This window comes from Moorena sp. SIOASIH (assembly GCF_010671925.1).
GTDB lineage: Bacteria > Cyanobacteriota > Cyanobacteriia > Cyanobacteriales > Coleofasciculaceae > Moorena.
The window spans coordinates 186,620-207,114 of sequence record NZ_JAAHIH010000001.1; the positions used below are offsets into that span (position 1 = coordinate 186,620).

General features: G+C 43.8%; 16 protein-coding genes. 7 read left to right on the forward strand and 9 right to left on the reverse strand.

What is annotated here, in order from left to right; genetic code table 11:
* Positions 1–17: 17 nt before the first annotated feature.
* On the forward strand, positions 18–170 hold the full coding sequence (locus F6J90_RS00840; RefSeq protein WP_293090645.1) for a hypothetical protein: 153 nt from the start codon (positions 18–20) through the stop codon (positions 168–170).
* Positions 171–812: 642 nt separating this feature from the next.
* On the opposite strand, the gene F6J90_RS00845 is transcribed toward F6J90_RS00840, so the two are convergent.
* Positions 813–1,007 (reverse strand): hypothetical protein, encoded by a 195-nt coding sequence (locus F6J90_RS00845; protein ID WP_293090646.1) that lies wholly within the window; start codon positions 1,005–1,007, stop codon positions 813–815.
* Between the two features lie 337 nt (positions 1,008–1,344).
* On the opposite strand from F6J90_RS00845, the gene F6J90_RS00850 reads away from it, so the two are divergent.
* Complete coding sequence (locus tag F6J90_RS00850; RefSeq protein WP_293090647.1) at positions 1,345–1,749, forward strand: hypothetical protein; 405 nt, start codon at positions 1,345–1,347, stop codon at positions 1,747–1,749.
* Here the strand turns inward: F6J90_RS00850 and F6J90_RS00855 are convergent.
* On the reverse strand, positions 1,746–6,284 hold the full coding sequence (locus tag F6J90_RS00855; RefSeq protein ID WP_293090648.1) for a CHAT domain-containing protein: 4,539 nt from the start codon (positions 6,282–6,284) through the stop codon (positions 1,746–1,748). The two genes, F6J90_RS00850 and F6J90_RS00855, sit on opposite strands and share 4 nt — an antisense overlap.
* 354 nt (positions 6,285–6,638) lie before the next feature.
* Here F6J90_RS00855 and F6J90_RS00860 point away from each other — a divergent pair, with 354 nt between their 5' ends.
* Positions 6,639–6,806 carry a hypothetical protein gene (locus F6J90_RS00860; protein WP_293090649.1) on the forward strand — a complete coding sequence of 56 codons (168 nt, stop codon included), beginning with the start codon at positions 6,639–6,641 and terminating at the stop codon, positions 6,804–6,806.
* Between the two features lie 331 nt (positions 6,807–7,137).
* On the opposite strand, the gene F6J90_RS00865 is transcribed toward F6J90_RS00860, so the two are convergent.
* The 4 genes from F6J90_RS00865 to F6J90_RS00880 form a co-directional block, all read right to left on the reverse strand.
* Positions 7,138–7,353 carry a hypothetical protein gene (locus F6J90_RS00865; protein WP_293091828.1) on the reverse strand — a complete coding sequence of 72 codons (216 nt, stop codon included), beginning with the start codon at positions 7,351–7,353 and terminating at the stop codon, positions 7,138–7,140.
* Between the two features lie 652 nt (positions 7,354–8,005).
* Entirely contained in the window at positions 8,006–8,773 is a 768-nt protein-coding gene (locus tag F6J90_RS00870; RefSeq protein WP_293090650.1) for a calcium-binding protein, read from the reverse strand.
* Between the two features lie 94 nt (positions 8,774–8,867).
* Positions 8,868–9,080, reverse strand: coding sequence for a hypothetical protein (locus tag F6J90_RS00875; protein WP_293090651.1), 213 nt, complete (start codon positions 9,078–9,080; stop codon positions 8,868–8,870).
* Positions 9,080–9,307 carry a hypothetical protein gene (locus F6J90_RS00880; RefSeq protein ID WP_293090652.1) on the reverse strand — a complete coding sequence of 76 codons (228 nt, stop codon included), beginning with the start codon at positions 9,305–9,307 and terminating at the stop codon, positions 9,080–9,082. The genes F6J90_RS00875 and F6J90_RS00880 overlap by 1 nt, the downstream gene beginning before the upstream one ends.
* A 567-nt stretch (positions 9,308–9,874) precedes the next feature.
* On the opposite strand from F6J90_RS00880, the gene metH reads away from it, so the two are divergent.
* The 3 genes from metH to F6J90_RS00895 all read left to right on the forward strand — a co-directional run bounded on the left by metH (position 9,875) and on the right by F6J90_RS00895 (position 16,409).
* Entirely contained in the window at positions 9,875–13,465 is a 3,591-nt protein-coding gene (gene metH / locus F6J90_RS00885; protein ID WP_293090653.1) for a methionine synthase, read from the forward strand.
* A gap of 323 nt (positions 13,466–13,788) precedes the next feature.
* A complete protein-coding gene (locus F6J90_RS00890; protein WP_293090654.1) occupies positions 13,789–14,292 on the forward strand; it encodes a hypothetical protein in 504 nt (167 codons plus the stop codon).
* A 740-nt stretch (positions 14,293–15,032) separates the two neighbouring features.
* A complete protein-coding gene (locus tag F6J90_RS00895; protein ID WP_293090655.1) occupies positions 15,033–16,409 on the forward strand; it encodes a transposase in 1,377 nt (458 codons plus the stop codon).
* A 104-nt stretch (positions 16,410–16,513) separates the two neighbouring features.
* On the opposite strand, the gene cbiE is transcribed toward F6J90_RS00895, so the two are convergent.
* The 3 genes from cbiE to F6J90_RS00910 are packed head-to-tail and all read right to left on the reverse strand — an operon-like array spanning position 16,514 to position 19,361.
* Complete coding sequence (cbiE, locus tag F6J90_RS00900; RefSeq protein ID WP_293090656.1) at positions 16,514–17,896, reverse strand: precorrin-6y C5,15-methyltransferase (decarboxylating) subunit CbiE; 1,383 nt, start codon at positions 17,894–17,896, stop codon at positions 16,514–16,516.
* Positions 17,889–18,500, reverse strand: a complete 612-nt coding sequence (locus F6J90_RS00905) for a cobalt-precorrin-8X methylmutase (RefSeq protein WP_293090657.1) — start codon at positions 18,498–18,500, stop codon at positions 17,889–17,891. Before F6J90_RS00905 ends, cbiE begins: the two co-directional genes overlap by 8 nt.
* A 54-nt stretch (positions 18,501–18,554) precedes the next feature.
* The gene (locus F6J90_RS00910; RefSeq protein ID WP_293090658.1) at positions 18,555–19,361 is read right to left on the reverse strand and encodes a DUF1868 domain-containing protein; all 807 of its coding nucleotides are present in this window, start codon (positions 19,359–19,361) and stop codon (positions 18,555–18,557) included.
* 24 nt (positions 19,362–19,385) lie between these two features.
* Here F6J90_RS00910 and holA point away from each other — a divergent pair, with 24 nt between their 5' ends.
* Positions 19,386–20,369: a DNA polymerase III subunit delta gene (gene holA, locus F6J90_RS00915; protein WP_293090659.1), complete on the forward strand. Its 984-nt coding sequence runs from the start codon at positions 19,386–19,388 to the stop codon at positions 20,367–20,369.
* Positions 20,370–20,495 lie beyond the last annotated feature (126 nt).

The following is a 20,495-nucleotide window of genomic DNA, read 5'->3' on the forward strand; positions in this document are numbered from 1 at the left end:
ATATAGTTGATTAGATCTTGCCTCTTGCCTCTTGCCTCTTGCCTCTTGCCTCAGGGATTCTGTTCACAACTCAAATACAAATGGGAGAATTTTTGATGCCATATTCCCGACTCCCGACTCCCGACTCCCGACTCCCGACTCCCGACTCCCGATTCCCTTTGCTATTGTGATCCAGATCACACCAATTGCTCTGGAAAATCACTAAGGTGGGTGAGCTAAGTCGGTGCAGTGAAATTATTCTGGACTGTAGTATATTCACATCAACTTTAAAGAAGGTTTAGATAACTGCTGGAGGAAATAGGTAATTATGAGTAATCAACAGATTCGCTTTGCTACTATCACCGTTATTGATATCGCTCTGTTGTTTAGCGCCCCCCTGTTGGTACAATTTATTTCACGGATGCCCTGAAGGTGTTTCAAGGAAGCAGGCAGTGTCGAGTAGGTTTAACAAAATTTAAGATACCTTGATAAATGAGGAAATAAGTAATTATGAGTAGTCAACAAATTCGCTTCGCTACTATCACTGTTATTGATATCGCTCTGTTGTTTAGCGCCCCCCTGTTGGTACAATTCATTTCACGGATGCCCTGAAGGTGTTTCAAGGGAGCTTGAGACCAGGGTTAACAAAATTTAATGTACCTTGATAAATGAGGAAATAGGTAATTATGAGTAGTCAACAGATTCGCTTCGCTACTATCACCGTTATTGATATCGCTTTGTTGTTTAGCGCCCCCCTGTTGGTACAATTTATTTCACGGATGCCCTGAGAGAGTTTCAAGGAAGCAGGCAGTGTCGAGTAGGTTTAACAAAATTTAAGGTACCTTATATAGTAAAGGGAATAGGGAGTAGGGAGTAGGGAGTAGGGAAGAAAAATTATCAAAACTTCGACGCGGATTGTTATCAATATAATATAAAGGCCGTTGCGTCAGTCTCTGAATGAATAGGAGTAGAGTGGGCATCCTGCCCGCAGGAAAATAAGCATGAAACTGGCTTGATGCCAGTTCCACCAAGCTCTCCATTCCACAGGTGCGCTGAAAATCATTCCATTATAGAGTGGGCATCCTGCCCGCACCAAAATAGATTGAAACTGGCTTGATGCCAGTTCCACCAAGCTCTCCATTCCACAGGTTCCCTTAAAATCATTCCATTATAGAGTGGGCATCCTGCCCCCAGGAAAATAAGCATGAAACTGGCTTGATGCCAGTTCCACCAAGATCCCCATTCCACAGGTGCGCTTAAAATCATTCCATTATTAAGCAACGGCATATAAAGCGCTATTTTCGATAACAATTGTTGTAAACTGAAAGTTGTTGTCAAATTCGGCAAGTTTACTCTACTAACTTGATGACTACACTTACATCAGAAGAGATTTCAAACTTACATTCCGAACTGGCCAATAATCCAGAAGCGCTAGAAGCTCTTGACGTAATCGAAGAGTGGGATGGTGATTTAGCTGATGCTGCTGAATCCCTAGCCACTCGGAATGGGATTGAAGGGGTAGAAGATAATGCTGACTTGCGTTGGTTTACTGAGATACTTCGGAAATGTCATGGTTATATCTGTCAGCCGAAATATCAAAATTTGAGAGAAAAACACTTGCCTGCACTTATACCAGTAATAGCTGATTTCTTGGCGGGATTACTAGGGTGTCCACCGGTAGTAGCCGGAATAGTTGCTACTCCATTTGCTATCTATATCCAGGAAGAAGGCATGGAAAAATTTTGCAATTCTTACGATCCTAACCCCTAAGTACCTGTGGCGACCGAAGCGGCCCAATAATAGGGGTTAGCAAAAGGATAGGGTTGGCGGTTAATGGCAGCATATAGTAAGTCATTGAATTTGCGACGATTGCGCTTATTGTTTTCAAATATTTCAGCCATCAAACCTTGAAATTGTTGGCTTTCTTGGATTCTTACCAAGGTTTTACTGTTCAGTGTTCGTAACCAGAATTGGGCGTTAACTAAGGCAGTTGAAACTTCTCCATCTTCTAATGTTGGCAGTCGTTTGAGGTTTTTGTAGAATTTGATCACTAACAAAGCAGTGGCTAGAGGATCCACTGTCCAGAGGGTGCTGACAACGCTAGGGCTACCTGCATAGAGAAAACCGCTAGGCAAACCAATATATTCATCTAAACCACTAGGTAAGCCAGTATCTTCGTCTTCGTTACTTGAAAGGGTCATCCCAGTTTCACAGGCAGAAAAGCCGACAATACGACATTGATTGAGATCAAGTTTAAAAATTTTGTACAAGGTTAGGTCTGCATCTGCTAGAAGTAGGGCTGATTCTAAGGGAGATTTAGGCTCGAACTTGCCATGACAAGAAAAGTGGACACAGTGAGCAGAGCGGAGTTGCTTGATATTTTGATTTAGTTTGGCTTCTGTTGCCTCTGCTTCAGCAAGAACTATACTGTGGTTTGGGTCAAAGTATTGTCGGATTTTATCAACTTCTAGTTTTGAGCCAGGCAAAGGTTTTGCTTCAGGTCTAGTTGGGTTTTGGATAGCAAATAAGTTATTGAAGTCGGGGCGATGTTGTTGTTTTGTTAGTTTCAGTAACTGGCTACTAGGGGCATAACTTACGCCTCTTTCAAAGCGGTCGATAAGTAAATTACCTTTTGATAACGGTAGAGCGTGGAGGGGAAACAAATGCAGGAAACGATGGGGCACTAGAATTAAGCGATCGCATTTACCCCCTTGTTTCTCAAATACTCGATCAATCTCAGAAATAATGTTATCAATATCTAATATTGTAGCCAGTTTCTCCAGGCGAGAGGATAGAGTTTTTATCCATGGGTCTTTGTTGTCGCGGTAGGCATTGCTATAGTCTTTATCCCACTCTTCCAAGGTTTTCAGCTTTTCAGCAGAGGATGATACAACTATGGGCTGCTGACTGTGACTGGTGACAATAAAGGTAAGAATGTTATCCCTGGTAACATACCACTCAATCATAGCGGTGCCTGGATCAATCAGGCTCTGAATATCCTTAAACGGAATAGTTTCCACGGTTTGAGTTAGACTGAAATTGGGGTCATAGTTATCATTGATTTGCTTTAGTACCTGATCTAGCTGCTGTCGCGACTGCTGTAATTCTTGCTGTAGTTGTTTCCGTGACTCCTCTAAAGATTGTCGTTGCTGTTGTTGTTTGTCATCCCTATTTCCTGATAGTTTCTCAAAAACTACTTGTAACTGTTTTTCCAAGGATGGAATGTTTCGACGCAGTTGATCTAACTCGGTGATTATCCCTTGGGGCACATTACCTTTAGGATAAAGGTCGCGGTTGGTGAGCAGTTGCACTAGGTCCCGGGCTTTGCTGCGTTCGACTGTTTCGATGGCTTTATCGTTCTGTTCTATATTGATATAGGCTTGCACTAGTTTGTGATAAACGTCAATTGCCATTGACATAATCTCTTGGCGACTTTGATCGGTGCTTGCCGAACTGCGACTGATTTCGACTGCTGTGATTCCTTGTTCGTAGGCATCGATGGCTGGTTGCCAGTTACCTTGGGTGAAGTGGAGGTTGCCTAAGTTGCGGGAAGTTCGGAGACAGTTAATCGGATCGGCTTCCAGGGTGTAAACTTCTAATGCTAGTTGGTATGCAGCAATCGCTTTTTCCAGATTCAATGTCCTGTTGCCACTGATTCTTTTACTGTAGGCAAGGCCCAGGTTGTTTTGAGTCATTGCCCACTCAATAGGGAAGTCTTGTTTGGTGTAAACTGACAAGCCTAGTTGGTATGCAGCAATCGCTTTTTTCAGATTCTTAGCCCTCTTGCCACTGATTCTGTCACAGTAGGTATTGCCCAGGTTGCTTTGAATCCCTGCCCAATTGATGCGGAAGTCTTGTTTGGTGTAAACTGATAAGGCTAGTTTGAATGCAACAATCGCTTTTTCGACATTCAATGCCTTGTCATCGCGGATTCTGGAAAGGTAGGCATTGCCCAGGTTGTTTTGAGTGGTAGCCCAATCGATGCGGAAGTTTTGTTTGGTGCGAATGGACAAAGCTAGTTCGAATGCTTCAATCGCTTTTTCGAGATTCAATGCCCTGTCGCCACGGATTCTTTCACGGTAGGCAACACCCAGGTTGTTTTGAGTGATTGCCCATTGGATTGGGAAGTTTTGTTTGGTGTAAACTGACAAGGCTAAGTGGTATGCTTCAATGGCTTTTTCCAGATTCAATGGCCTGTCGTCATGAATTCTGTCAAGGTAGGCATTGCCCAAGTTGGTTTGAGTTGATGCCCAATCTTGGGGTAAGTCTTCTTTGGTGCGAACTGACAAGGCTTGTTGGAATGCTTCAATAGCAAGTTCTAGATTCAATGCCCTGTCGCCACGGATTCTGTAAAGGTAGGCATTGCCCAGGTTGTTTTGAGTCGTTGCCCAATCTTGGGGTAAGTCTGATTTGGTGCGAACTGACAATGCTAGTTGGTATGCTTCAATAGCAAGTTCTAGATTCAATGCCCTGTCGCCACGGATTCTTCCACGGTAGGCAGCACCCAGGTTGGTTTGAGTTGATGCCCAATCAATGGGGAAGTCTTTTTTGGTATAAACTGACAAGGCTAGTTGGTATGCTTCAATAGCAAGTTCTAGATCTGAGGGGGTAACATGAGCCCTGAAAAGCTTATTATATAAGGCTTTGAGGCCGGTTATCTTAGCCAAGATAAACTCACAAATTGACCCTACTTTGATGTTCTGGAAGCTCAAACCCTGATAACTACGTCCAAGGTCAGTCCAAAACACCATGTATCTTTTTGTAACATATCGGCTGAACGTATTACCCAGTAAGGATTTCAGCTTGCATGTCACCCCCTCAGGTTCTAGATTCAATGCCCTGTTGTCGCGGATTCTGTTTCTGTAGGCTTCCCCCAGGTTGTTTTGAGTCTGTGCCCACTCGTAAGGAAAGTCTGATTTGGTGCGAACTGACAAAGCTAATTGGTATGCTTCAATAGCAAGTTCTAGATTCAATGCCCTATTGTCGTGGATTCCGTCACTGTAGGCTGTGCCCAGGTTGTTTTGAGTTGTTGCCCACTCGTAGGGGAAGTCTTCTTTGGTGTAAACTGACAAAGCTCGTTGGTATGCAACAATTGCTTTTTCGAAATTATCAGCCCTGTCACCACGGATTCTGTCACTGTAGGCATTGCCCAGGTTGTTTTGAGTCTCTGCCCAATCTTGGGGGAAGTCTTTTTTGGTGCGAACCGACAAGGCTAGTTGGTACGCGGCAATGGCTTGTTCTAGATTCTCAGCTATGTTATCGCGGATTCTGTTTCTGTAGGCTTCCCCCAGGTTGTTTTGAGTCATTGCCCAATCGATGGGAAAGTCTTCTTGGGTCCAAACTGACAAAGCTAGTTGGTATGCTTCAATTGCTTTTTCCAGATTCAATGCCCTATTGTCGTGGATTCTGTCACGGTAGGCATTGCCCAGGTTGTTTTGAGTCGTTGCCCACTCGTCGGGGAAGTCTTCTTGGGTCCAAACTGACAAAGCTAGTTGGTATGCTTCAATTGCTTTTTCCAGATTCAATGCTCTGTCGCCACGGATTCTGTCACGGTAGGCAGCACCCAGGTTAGTTTGAGTTATTCCCCACTGGATGGGGAAGTCTGATTTGGTGTAAACGGACAAAGCTCGTTGGTATTGGGCAATGGCTTTTTCGAGATTCAATGCCCTGTCGTGGCGGATTCTCTCACAGTAGGAATTGCCCAAGTTGTAGTGAATCGCTGCCCAACTTTCCGGATTACTTTCACTGGTAAAAACTGTTAGCACCACTTCGCAACCAGCTATGGCGATTTCGATGTTATTGGCTTTATTACCCAGAGGAAAATCCTTGATCAGGTTGCTGAATTCTCCAATAACTTTAGCGATGTATTCTGCTGTTTCTGGTTTCGCTTCTGAGAATTTAACACTTGTCCACCTTTGCAGGATATCGATAAAGTTATCATCGAGTTTGTCTAGGTTTGCTTCCAAAAGTTGGTACACGACTTTGGGGTCACCATTGCTGTTACCAGTTGCTTGCAATATCTGTTTAAATAATTTCAGATAGTCTTGGGATGAAGCATTAGCTGAAGTAGGATTTTCTGAGATTCCCAGAATTTTTAAAAGCTCACTCCTGAGACTGAGTAAAAAGTCAGCCCTGTCTTGCTCGCCATTTGCTGCTAGTTTTTCTGCTACTTGTGCCATGACCTGCAATAACTCTGCATCTACTAACTCGCGGTTGCTCTCAATAATTTGGACTAGCTCACTGCTGGAACAAGTTAACAGTTGGTCGATCAAGTTGACGTATGCTTGTAATCTTTGTTCGTCCATTTTTCCTTACCCCTACTCCCTACTCTCTGCTCCTAGTCAGTAGTTCACCGAATTGATAATTTCTTTAACTATAGCGCTTTCTAGAAAGCTGACCGCTGACCGCTGACTGCTGATAGCTCAAATTAACAACAAAAAAAATTCAGTCAAGTTCTGGTTAAACCCAAGTCTTGACCGAATTCTAAAGTGTAAACAAAAATGAGTACACTTTAGGTCAACTCAATGAAATCAATTCTGATGAGTGACAGCTCCCACACTGAACTCAAAGAGTCAGTGTGGGCTTCCCAGCCAATCCAGCTATTGCTTAGGAGGCGCTGGGCTTTAAGAACGGACTGCCCTCTCTTGATGCAGTCGCTCATGGGGGAAACCCCCAAGACCGCGCTGCATCGCTGCCGCTCTGTTTTTTTGGTCTTTTGTTTAATAATGTTTGACCAACTTTCCAGCATTTATGGCCTTTGGCCACGCTACGCGAACGGCTTTGAAAGTCAGTATTCCGAGTATAACACATCGATTGGTCTTTTGTGAAAGACTCTGTGCAAAATTCATCCCTGGAGACGAAACCTTAGGATAGTGGAGCCTTAATCAAAAAGTTTTAACCCTTTTACGCATAACCGACTAACCATAAAGGCTCCACTATCCTTACGGTAACTTTAAACACTCATGCTGCGCATGTTCGTTGTGGGGCTTCTTTTGCCGGAAGCTAAAAACATTCCACCAGAGTTAGTCAGCAATTGCTGGAAAGCAACCACATTCTAACCTCCGATTTATGCTATTCCATACTACTTTATCCCGCTTCATAAAACAACTTTCAATCTTCATGGTGGCCAGGGCGTAAAAGCCCTGGCAAATTCCTATCCTAGTCTAGGTAAAAATATCGCACCAAAGTGGTCATCACCTCACCAGGCTTTTCGGTGGGCTCGGGAGTGCTCCACTCGTAGGGATATGCATACTTAAGGGAATACAGAGCATTAATTGTATCGCGAACCTGTTTAGGAGTACCGATCAACAAGAGCTTGGATTTCTTAGGTTTGCGACCTTGGTTGTCCGGGGTGGGGGAAATGTTTTCAGTGATCAGAATCTTTCCTCTAAAGTGGTTATATTATTAATTTATAAATAAATTATTTTATTGTCAAGGGGTTTGGGAATTTTTTTTTATTACGAAATATGGCCAATATTAGAGTGTAATAAGTGTGGGTAATGTAGTAATAACTAAGAGGGAATAGTATCAAAAAAAAGCTGATTATTTTCTGGCATTGTTATCATCAGCTTTTGGGTTATAGCGTTTATAAAATTTATGAGTTCAAAGTCCCCCTTGATAAGGGGGATTTAGGGGGATCCCTTTGTACCTCATGGCATAGAGAATTGCTATATTTGGTTTATAATGTAAACTATAAGCTATCAGCATCAGCCTAATGCTGATAGCTTAGTTAATTGGAGTTATTCTTGGTAATCATAAAAATAAGCTTTCTATCTTTGACGACAACAAAAGACAGAAAGCTGAAATAGCGATAGTATTTTTAGTTGAGATGTAAAGAAGGGAACAGGGAACAGTTGAGGGGATCTAAGGATGGGATGAATGCGATTGACCTAAGGTCACGCTACGGGATTGACCTAAGGTCACGCTACGCGATCGCATTTCTTACTTGAGGCGATCCCATCCTTCGATACCCCATCTCCCCATCTCCCCATCTCCCCATCTCCCCACACTCTCTTCCGGAGGGGAATCAAGAAATAGTCGTGATTGCCCGACCAATATTAATTTGCAGGCCATCTAAGGATTCTTGGCTTTGGATAATACCAATCAGTTGCTCAGAACCGTTACCATCAAAACCGTCAGCATCAAAGAAGATTCCTAGACCGGAAACGCCATTAAGAAGCTCAACATCTTCTAAGGTATACTCTATGGCTCCTTTGAGCTGGATAACATCTTTACCAGGTTCAAAGTCAGTAATTAAAGCGTAGCTTGGAGGGGGTTCTGTGGGAGGGGGCTGAATGATGAATCGAACTTGACTATCATCATAATAAACTGTCTGAGTATCTCCGAGAACGAAGGTATCTCTGCCTGAACCACCAGTCAGGGTATCCCTCTCCAACTGACCAGGTTGTTCGTCAAAGATATCCACACCAACTAAGGTATCATTGCCACTGCCACCGTTGAGGGTATCTTTGCCAAAGCTACCCATTAAGTTATCGTTGCCACTCCCCCCAAACAGTTTGTCATTGCCAGTATCGCCATCAAGAGTATCATCGCCCTGGTGCCCAAACAGGAAATCATCATCTCCGCCACCGTTGAGGGAATCGTGACCTAGTCCGCCCAAGAGTACGTCCGAATCATCCCCTCCATTTAGGGTATCATCACCCCTGTTACCGATCAGTAAGTCTCTGCCATCAAAACCATTAATCTCATCGTCAAACCGAGTACCAACGAGAGTATTATTCCCCTGATCACCGTTGATAACTGCCATGTTAATTTCTCCTTGTGTTTTTCCCATTGGGAATCAAGCCTTCTATAGTTATTACAGACGATTTATCTCTAGTTGTATTGCCACATTGGCTGAAATTGAGGGTCTAGGGTGAATGGGTTAATCAGGGAGTAGGGAGTAGGGAGTAGGGAGTAGGGAGTAGGGAGTAGGGAGTAGGGAATATGGCATCAAAAATTCTCACAATTACGACACAGATTGCTATAGCAACCCACTGGGCAAAAGCAACTTCAGGATGAAAGAAACTAGTTAGTTCTTGGAAGGAGTATATATGCTCAGCAGAAGTTTTGTTTCTTAGAAGGTTCCAAGGACTAGTCATTACCAATTCAAGCCAAGTTTCTTAGCTACTTCCTCTGCAGGAATACCAGGCTCTCCAATTTGAGTGCGGTGCACCGAATCAATCAACTCCTGCACAACCTCAGGTCTTAGTTGTTTATTTTTATCAGGATCGCTCAACAGTGCTTCTATAGTTTCAGTGACTGTTTCTTGGATGACAACCTTAAACTCTTCAATAGTCAAGTCTTTAACTTGCATGGTCTTTACCATCACATATTTACTCTATATTATAGCATTTTTTATAGGAGATTGTCTTTCAGCAGTTTCTCGAATGGAGACAATTTGCTACCCAAAGTATAGCCCAGTTTTTAATCCCTGCACTGCCTAACTTGTGCTGCACTTTAGGGACCGACCATCCCTTGGGCTTTTCCAAGAGATCCTTGCCGACGTAAACTGAGTCGTTAGCGCTGCATCTGTTAACTATAAGTATGATCAACGCTATAAATCGGCTTTAATGGATTTACAAAACTAGTAAATTAACGTTGCACACTATTGAATTTATACTAATTATTTTATAATGTAATTTGTAAATTACTGTTTGTTTTACCCTTTAACTGAAGTTAATTAAAACCTACATAAACAACTGTAAAAAAAACAATTAGTTTTTTTCTAAAAAACCTAATTTGACCTAAACTTTAAATTATACCAAAAATTAAATAAAGCAATTTGTGTGATTTTTGATAAAGTAATTATAAGAGCCGACATAAATCAACTAAATTACCTAAACTCTCAACCGTACACTGTCAACGGTCAACAAATAGCAACTGAATCGAATCTATGAATAGCCCTTTTCTCAATCACCTCCATAGCCCAAAGCGCCCGGTTATCGTATTTGATGGAGCAACTGGAACGTCTCTCCAAACCCAAAACCTCACTGCTGAAGACTTTGGTGGACCTGAGTACGAGGGATGTAATGAGTACCTAGTCCATACTAAACCAGAAGCAGTGGAAAAGGTACATCGGGGCTTCCTGGAGGTGGGAGCAGATGTGATTGAAACGGATACCTTTGGGGGTACCTCGATTGTACTGGCAGAATATGATCTAGCTGACCAAGCCTATTACCTCAATAAAGCTGCTGCAGAACTAGCGAAACGGATGGCAGCGGAATACTCCACTCCAGAAAAACCTAGGTTTGTGGCAGGGTCGATGGGTCCTGGTACTAAACTCCCTACCCTGGGACATATTGATTTTGATACCTTGAAGAACGCCTATGTGGAACAAGCCTTAGGGTTGTATGATGGCGGTGCTGATTTGCTGATTGTGGAAACTTGTCAGGATGTGCTGCAAATTAAGGCAGCCCTGAATGCCATAGAAGAGGTATTTGAACAAAAAGGGGCAAGACTCCCGCTGATGGTGTCGATCACTATGGAAGTGATGGGTACTATGCTGGTGGGGTCAGAAATTAATGCGGCGCTAACGATTTTAGAGCCTTACGAGATTGATATCCTTGGTCTTAACTGTGCCACTGGGCCAGAGCAAATGAAGGAACATATCAAATACTTGTCTGAATGTTCCCCATTTGTGGTTTCTTGTATCCCTAATGCTGGATTACCGGAAAATGTCGGAGGGCATGCTCACTACAGGCTTACTCCCATGGAACTGCGGATGGCACTGATGCATTTTGTAGAGGATTTGGGAGTACAAGTTATTGGTGGCTGTTGCGGTACTAGGCCAGCTCATATTGAACAGTTAGCGGAGCTTTCCAAAACCCTGACCCCGAAGGAGCGACATCCTAAGCATGAACCGTCAGCAGCATCGATTTACAGCTCCCAGCCTTATGAGCAAGATAATTCTTTCCTAATTGTTGGTGAACGGCTCAATGCTAGTGGTTCTAAAAAGTGCCGCACCATGCTCAACGCAGAAGATTGGGATGGATTGGTATCTTTGGCTAAATCCCAAATTAGGGAAGGGGCTAACGTCCTAGATGTTAACGTGGACTATGTGGGACGGGATGGAGTTCGGGATATGAACGAATTGGCCTCCCGTTTAGTCACAAATTCCACCTTACCCCTGATGCTGGACTCCACGGAATGGGAAAAGATGGAGGCTGGCTTAAAGGTAGTTGGGGGTAAGTCTATCCTGAACTCCACTAACTACGAAGATGGGGAACCTAGGTTCTATAAGGTACTGGAGTTAGCTAAAATCTATGGCGCGGGAGTGGTAATTGGTACTATCGATGAAGATGGTATGGCCCGGACAGCGGATAAAAAGTTTGAAATTGCTAAACGTGCTTATAACGATGCGATCGCATATGGGATCCCAGCTCATGAACTCTTCTTTGATACTCTAGCGTTACCAATTTCCACAGGAATTGAGGAAGACCGGGAAAACGGCAAAGGGACAATCGAATCCATTCGTCGGATTCGGGAAGAATTGCCTGGGTGTCATGTTATCCTAGGGGTTTCTAATATTTCCTTTGGACTAAACCCAGCAGCACGAATTGTGCTTAATTCCATGTTCTTGCACGAAGCAATGCAAGTGGGGATGGATGCAGCCATTGTTAGTGCTAGTAAGATTTTACCCTTAGCCAAGATTGAGCCAGAGCATCAAGAGGTTTGTCGAAAACTGATTTATGATCAGCGGGAGTTTGATGGGGATGTGTGTACCTATGACCCCTTGGCCGAGCTGACTACCCTGTTTGAAGGGAAAACTACAAAACGCGATCGCTCCCAGGATGAAAACCTATCGGTAGAAGAGCGGCTCAAGCGTCATATTATTGATGGGGAACGGATTGGTTTAGAAGAACAACTGGAGAAAGCCCGAGAAAAATATCCTCCCCTGGAAATTATCAATACCTTTTTGCTGGACGGTATGAAAGTGGTAGGGGAACTATTTGGTTCTGGGCAAATGCAGCTGCCGTTTGTATTACAATCCGCTCAGACCATGAAGGCAGCAGTGGCCTATTTAGAGCCATATATGGAAAAATCCGAAGCAGGTAAGAATGCTAAAGGTACCTTTGTAATTGCTACGGTGAAAGGAGATGTTCACGATATTGGCAAGAATTTAGTAGATATCATCTTGTCCAACAATGGCTACGAAGTGATTAACTTGGGGATTAAACAGCCAGTGGACAATATTATTGATGCTTATGAAAAGCACAATGCGGACTGTATTGCCATGAGTGGACTACTGGTGAAGTCTACCGCTTTTATGAAGGATAATTTGGCAACCTTTAATGAGCGGGGAATTACGGTACCAGTTATTCTAGGGGGTGCCGCCCTAACACCAAAGTTTGTCCATAAGGACTGCCAGAATACCTACAATGGTCAGGTGGTTTATGGTAAAGATGCCTTTTCTGACCTTCATTTCATGGATAAGTTAATGCCAGCAAAATCAGCTGGTAACTGGGATGATATCAAAGGGTTTATCGATGAGCTAGAGAATGGTTTAGCAGTTGAAGAGTCTTCCGAATTGAAAGTTGACAAGTTGCAGGAGAATGGTTCACAAGACAACTCTCAACCAGCAACTCCCCCTTCAACTCCCCTAGATACTAATCGTTCGGAAGGGGTAACCTTGGATATTGAGCGTCCAACACCGCCATTCTGGGGAACCAAGATACTCCAGCCAGAAGATATTTCCTTCGAGGAAGTCTTGTGGTATCTCGATTTGCAGGCGTTGATTGCTGGACAATGGCAGTTTCGGAAGCCAAAGGACCAGTCGAGGGAGGAGTATAATCAGTTTTTGAAGGAAAAGGTTGACCCAATTCTGGCGAAATGGAAGGAAAAAACTCTTGCTGAGAACTTGTTACATCCCCAGGTAGTCTATGGATATTTTCCCTGTTTAGCTGAGGGGAATTCCTTGATAATTTATGATGCCCAAGGGATGAATCCCGAAGGCGCTAAAGACTCGAAGGAATTGCAAGAGGTGGCACGATTTGAGTTTCCTCGGCAACGGTCTGGTAAGCGTTTGTGTATTGCGGATTTCTTTTTACCGAAGGAGTTGGCAGAAGCTGGTCAATTCGATGTTTTCCCAATGCAGGCGGTAACTGTAGGGGATATTGCCACAGAGTACGCTAAGGAATTATTTGATGGTGATCAATATACGGATTATTTGTATTACCACGGATTGGCGGTACAAATGGCTGAAGCCTTGGCGGAGTGGACTCATGCTCGGATTCGTCGGGAGTTAGGGTTCGCAGATCAAGAACCCGATACTATTCGGGATGTGTTGGCTCAGCGCTATCAGGGTTCACGGTATAGTTTTGGCTATCCCGCTTGTCCAAATCTCCAGGATCAGTACAAGCAGTTGGATTTGTTGGAATGCGATCGCATTAAGTTATACATGGATGAGAGTGAGCAGTTGTATCCAGAGCAATCTACCACAGCAATTGTCACTTACCACCCCATCGCTAGATATTTTACTGCTTGATTGGTCAGCTTTTTGAGAATTGACTCTTGTTCCCCCCAAAGTTGGGGGGCTAGGGGGGCAAAATTCAGTTGAGCTAGCAAGATTTCAGTTAATTAAAGCTGGAATCTTGCATCATTGTTATTAATCTTAGGGTGGGGAGTGTTTATCAAGGTGCAAAGCCCAGCTTGATAAACACTGCCCACCCTACATAAACTGGTAACAGACTCGGAAAAATTTCCACCGATTTAATATTTACTCCTTATAATATATAATTATAAATTAGGTAAAACTAAAAAACGAAAAAGTCATCGAACGTCGATGATCATAACCTTTGGTAACGTGGGATGAGTGGTCAAGATAAAAGTCATAGGATACAGATAATTGTCGCTGTAATTACCCTGGTTGGTGCACTGGGGGCAGCTGTGATCGCGAATTGGCATAATTTGTTTCCTCCGGAGAGAATCGATTCTCAAAATTTTGGCCCAGAAAAAGTAAGTTGTAATGGCAGTGGCCAAGTATGCAGTAACCGCCTCGCAATAGATGTAACAACGCGCGGTGTCTTAAAAGTTAAGTATGTCGTCCCCCCTACTCATTGCAGCCCAATTAAAATCCATTTCTACCTTGACGGTGAGCCTGTTCGTTCTACAGGTACCCTTGGGTGGAAGGGCGCATCTGGCAAATTCAGTAGCCTTCCCTTGACCTCAGGTCAAATCGATCTCGGCCCTGTTTCCTCAGGAAATCATTCCATTAGTTTAGAGGCAGAAGGGGAAGCTGCAGGTTGTAATCGTGGACAGCTAAATTCTTGGTTAGCGAATCTACAGGTCTGGACATCAGTTTTGGATAAGTAGTTCCGTAGGGTGCGTTAGGGGAGCCCTCATTTTCTCGGTAGCCAGAGTTGGGACAGTCCGCCCCGTAACGCACCATTGTTGCGTCAAAAAATAAAAATGAGATCCACCCGAAAGTGCCAACCCTTTAATCTTTTGTGTGGTTTGATTGCCTATTGCTACTAGCGGCAATCCAGTTTTGGGACGAAGATCATTCTGAGATAGAAGACCGATTTTTACTGATCGTTCATTGTTACCGAGAGCAGGAATCAGTAATCAGAATCATTTCAGCTCGCAAAGCCACTAAAAATGAAAGTCAATACTATAGAGTATAAAACAATGAAACCAGAATATGACCTTGCCAACATGAAAAGCCGCCCCAATCCTTATGCCAAGAAATTGAACAAAATTTGTGACGCATTCCCCCACTTCGTTCAAGTGGGGGTCAAGGAACAACTTATCATTAATCGTCATCTCCCTGATTGTTGTGCTTATTGATACATCTGGTGCCAAATCTATCAGTAACAGTAATTGGATGTGGTCATTTTTAACTAAGTCAGCTTTCGCTTCTTTAAGTATGCAGCGGTGTTTTTGACATATGCCATTGATTATATCGATTATGTCTAACTCGCTTATCACCAGATCTCACCGGATAACGAGACTTCGTGACCAACACTATAGCTATCTCAATAGAGCCCACCCTATGGGCAGGCATACCACCAGACGGCTTGAAACCACAATAGTCGATGTTCTATACTCTAAGAATGATAGCAAAGAAGTCACAGAAAATTATTCGCACCGATCAGTGGAGTCTTAAGCCAAGTGCCCCTCAGCAATTAATGTTTGCTGAGACAATCTCTGTTTATCAACGTGCCTGTAAGTTTTTGACTTCAATCCTATTTACCCATTGGGATACAATCGGTTCTTTAGATACAAAAGAAGCCGTTACAGCCGTAGAACGGCTAATGCACCAAACCAAGAAAAACCCTAACCCTAAGTATAAAATATTTAATCGAGTATTTTATAAATTGCCGTCTTATTATCGTCGTGCTGCTATCGCTTTTTCCTTGGGGCAAGTTAGCAGCTTTGTAACGAGATATAGAGACTGGCAATGTGGACAGTCACGGAAGAGACGGGATGCTAAGCCACCATTACTGACGATGGGAGCTAACTGTTATCCAGCGCTTTATCAAGGTCAATGTTATCGGTTAGATTCCCTCGAAGAAATTCAAATCAAAGTATTAAACGGGAAAAATTGGGTATGGACAACGGTTGGGATCGTTTCAACTCGGAATCGACATACTATTCCAGCTAACAAACAGCTGTCACCGTCGCTGATTCAACGCAATGGGAAAGCGTGGTTATCGGTTCCGTTTCATTGTAAACCTGATCATAAAAAAGAAGTTAATCGTGTAGTAGGAGTAGATCTAGGAATTAATAAAACTGCTGTTATTTCAGTCGTTGAGTCCGATGGCACTGTAATTTATCGTGAATTTATTCACCCAGGAAGAGACATAGACCGTCGTGATAAGAAGCTGAAATCAGTCTCAATAAAAGCCTCGAAAACGATGGGTAAAGGCGGAAGGTTACACAAAGGTTTTTGCCGGAATACTTATCGGAAATGTCGCCACATTAACCGTCAAATAGCGCAGATAGTCTCTAAGGGGATTGTTGAGATCAGCATTGAGTATAATGTTTCGGTTATCGCTTTTGAATATCTAAAAAACTGGAAGCCCAAAGGTGGGAAGAAGAAATCTAATCTTAAACAGCGTTTCCACGGTTGGTTAAAGTCTATAATTCGAGAATTAACCGAAATGAAATGGATAGAATCTGGCGGTAAGATTCATGATGTAGTTGCCCGAGGAACATCTAGTAACGCTTATGACGGTAGTGGAACAGTTTGGCGTGATCGGAAAAATTACGCTCTAGCTAGGTTCAGTAACGGTAAACGATACAACGCTGATTTAAGCGCTAGTTACAACATTGCAGCTAGAGCTATTCAAGAACTCACTCGCAGAAATGACAGTGAGAACCGTAGTAGCAAAAGTTCTACTCGGTTGCCTAGAAGTCGGGCAGTCTTATGTGATCTATGGGTAACCTCAAACGATAGCATAGGACACCCCCACCTCAAGCAAAGCTAGGTGGGGGTGGCTTCATGCAACCAGTAACTTTGCCTGTGAGGATTGATGTAATAGAATATTTTGAAACCAAGGCGCAAGAAAAAGGAATTTATTAACTCTCAAACTCAGCACTTCCAAGCTGTCAAAATAGTTATCGGATTGAGAGGATTAAACCGAGTTAGTTTGCCCACAGGTACCGACTTCGATAACTGTACCTGTAACCATTGATAATTCCAGTGATCCCCCCTAACCCCCCTTAATAAGGGGGGGAAAGAATCCCCCCTAACCCCCCTTAATAAGGGGGGGAAGGAATTTGCTCTAATCCCGCGCTCGGAGGGGGGGAAACGTTTAGACTCAAACCAACTATAGGCTGTATTAATATGCTCTACAGTTGCTAACGCTAACACTAAAATACCATCGAGCTCTAAGCGAGTATCACAGTAATCCAAAATTGAGTGTAAATTACCACCACTACCGCCAATAAAAATCCGATTTGGTGTTGGTAAATCTTTCAAAACATCTGGTGCTGAACCATGAATTGAGGTAACATTAGTAACGCCTAAACGTTGACAATTTTGCTGAATCAAAGCACTCCCCATTGCTGTTTTTTCAATAGCAAACACCTGAGATGTTTTCGATAAACGAGCAATTTCAATGGAAACCGAACCTGTTCCTGCACCAATATCCCAAACCGTTTGCCCTGGTTTGAGAGCTAACTCTCCTAGTAACAGCAGCCTGATTTCTCGCTTGGTAATTAAACCAGGGCGATCGCTAAAACTAGTAAATGTCTGATCTGATAATCCCAGTATCGGTAAGGAGTCTGGATCCAGGGATTGGTCAAGGGAATCAGCGTGACGTAGTAATACCACCACATTCAGGGGCGCAAAGGTCTGGTTCAACACTGCTTCTACACCAAGACATTGCACCCGTTCATCCATACCTCCCAAATTTTCACATACCCAAAACTGGTAGCCACTGGGTAAATCTAGCGCTAGCAATAATTTTGCGATCGCTTCAGGTGTATTGGTGCCATCCGTTAGCACTGCAATCTTCTCAACCCCCTGCTTCAAGGCTGGGATTAGTTGTTCCATAGAACGGCCATGAGCACTGATTACCCTTGCATCTTGCCAAGGCACCTTAATCCGACTGAAGGCCAGCTGAATCGCACTGACATGGGGATGAAACCTCAGGGTTGAGGGAGGAAGTTGGCTTAGGAGCAATCGTCCTAAGCCAAAAAACAATGGATCACCACTCACCAACACTACGATTAGGGTATCGTGATCAGCACCATCGAGCTGGTTACAAATTAATTCAATAGCGTCAGTAAAATTCCCCAATACCACTTGTGACCCTTGGTGGTTGGGAAAATACCCCAAATGGCGCTGACTTCCAACCAATAGCGTCGCTCGTTCCACCAGCTGCTTGACTTGATCAGTTAAGCTAGCTACTCCGTCTAAACCAATGCCCACTACATGGATGGGTGACCTTTGGGATGTTTTATTACTCACTTTCCCAAGCCAATACCATCAATCCATTCAAAATAGCTGCAGCCACTGGAGACCCTCCTTTAGCTCCCTCAACCCGAATCTGAGGGATGGATATCTTGGCCAAAGCAGCTTTCGACTCCAGCACTGACACAAACCCAACGGTTGCGCCAATGACCAAAGCTGGTTTGACCTGAGAGTGGGACAACTGCTCACATAAAGCCAACAATGCCGTAGGGGCATTACCAATTACAAAAATAGCCCCCGGAAACTGCTCGAAACATCGGAGTAAACCAGTTTCCGTGCGCGTCTTTCCCGGCAGAGCCACTGGTGCCTGGTCTACTGCTGCGATCAGGGGATTACCAAAGGTTTTTGCCACCATACTAGCTATCCCCTGTTTGACCATTCCTACATCTGTAACAATTGGTATTCCCTGCCGCAGTGCAGAGATACCAGATGCGATCGCATTTTCACTAAACCGAAGCAGTTGGGCAAATTCAAAATCAGCTGTACTATGGATTACCCTGCGCACAATAGCATACTCAGCTCGATTAAACTGATGCTCCCCAATCTGTTGGTCAATAATGGAAAAACTTTGCTCCATAATCGGATGCATCGATACTTTCATCTCAATCCCCAAGCCATATTCTGCTCCAACTCAAACACTCAGCACTTTAAGCATTCAAAACTCCAAAACTGGCCATTCCGGTTTCCGGTAGAAGCGCATCATATCGTCAAACTTCCTTAATTGAGCCTGCCGAATCGATAGTACACTACCTTCTAATTCTAAGGCTTGGCCACCTAGCTCGGATAGGATGTTGCTAATGCGATCGCTATCCAACTCCTGGGGGATATCTCCGAAATATCCTAGAGTGATGTGAGCCGTAAAATGGTATTGCTGTTCAATACCTAGAGCAATTAAATCAGAATTTTGATAAATACACCGACGTAGCTGGGAAATGCGATTGTATGCCTGTTCATCCTTGGGCGCTAGACATACACCAATCGCCCTGGGCATCACCATTAAGCCCAATAGCTGCCAGCCAATGGGATTACCACCATTTGCTAAAGACGTTTCCTGGCTGATACTGACAGACTTGTCGAAACTTGCCTGTATCGACTTAAGCAGTTGAGTTTCAAACTGTGGATTTTCAGCCGTGGCATCTCGGTAGGCATTTTCCCAAATCAAGTCAGCCAGGGTTAAATGAAAACTATCCGGGGGTATCGGTACCATTAAACCCGGGTCTAGTTGCATAAGAAGCTCTTTTTGGAGCTGCTGCATGTTAGTATAGAATGCTGAATTATTTGTCTCTTCCTCCCACGGTGGTGTGATTACAGTGTAACCAGGAAAAGGGGCAGCTTCTCTGCTGCCATTAGGGAGACGTTTAAACTTGGGTGACTCTTGGATATTGAGTAACTGCGATTGATAGGTTGCGGTTAGGGTCAGCCGTGTGACCCGATTTAGATAACTTTGATATGTATCGTCCAATTTTGCCCCCTTACGTGTTCTGATATGGGAATTTACCTCTATTGGGGAAAGGATGACTTTGCCATGGCCCAAGCCCTGGAGAAGCTCCGTCAATCCTTAGTTGACCCCAACTGGGCTAGTTTTAACTATGACAAAATTTCCCCAGACCAACCAGATGCTGTAATTCAAGCCTTGAATCAAGTAATGACTCCTCCGTTTGGCATGGGTGGACGTCTAGTGTGGTTAGTCGATACAACGCTGTGCCAGCAATGTTCGGACAATTTACTGGCAGAATTAGAGCGTACTATACCAGTCATTCCTAAACACTCCGTTTTGTTACTAACTACCCCCCATCGACCAGATCCACGACTCAAGTCCACGAAATTACTGCAACAATACGCCCAGATTCGAGAGTTTGCTCTGATTCCCCCCTGGAAGACCCAGCAGCTAGTGCATCGGGTCAAGTCGTACTCCGTTGAATTTGGAGTCAAACTAACCAATAGTGCTGCTGAACTCTTAGCCGAATCCGTTAGCAATGACACCCGACAGTTATTCAACGAACTGGAAAAATTACGACTCTACGCGCTGTATGACAGCCAACCCTTACAAGAAAGTACCGTTGCCACCCTGGTAGTGGCTAATACTCAAAATACCTTGCAACTGGCAGAGGCGATTCGGCAAGGGGATGGGGCAAAAGCCTTGGAGTTGTTGGCTGCCTTGATCAACCAGAATGAACCTCCTTTAAAGATTGTCGCTACCTTAATTACCCAGTTTCGTACCTGGTTGTGGGTGAAGTTGCTGGTGAGTGAGGGGCAGACAGATCCAAATGCGATCGCTAGCACCGCCAATATCAATAACCCCAAACGAGTTTACTTCCTCAAACAAGACGTGGAGTTCCTTTCCCCCAAGCAACTTATCTCCACTCTGGGGGTCTTGCTGGAGTTAGACCTCAACCTCAAAACCGGAGCAGACCCCCTTTCAACATTACAAACTAAGGTGATACAACTTTGTGAAATCTTTAACAGTTGAAGAGTTTAGACCAGTCAGTGGCTTCACCCAGGCTAGCTTTAAGATTGAAGGTTAAATTCTTTTTATACTCATGGTTCATATTTATCCTGTCTGCACTTCCCAATCCCCAGAATATCTTGCCTTCTG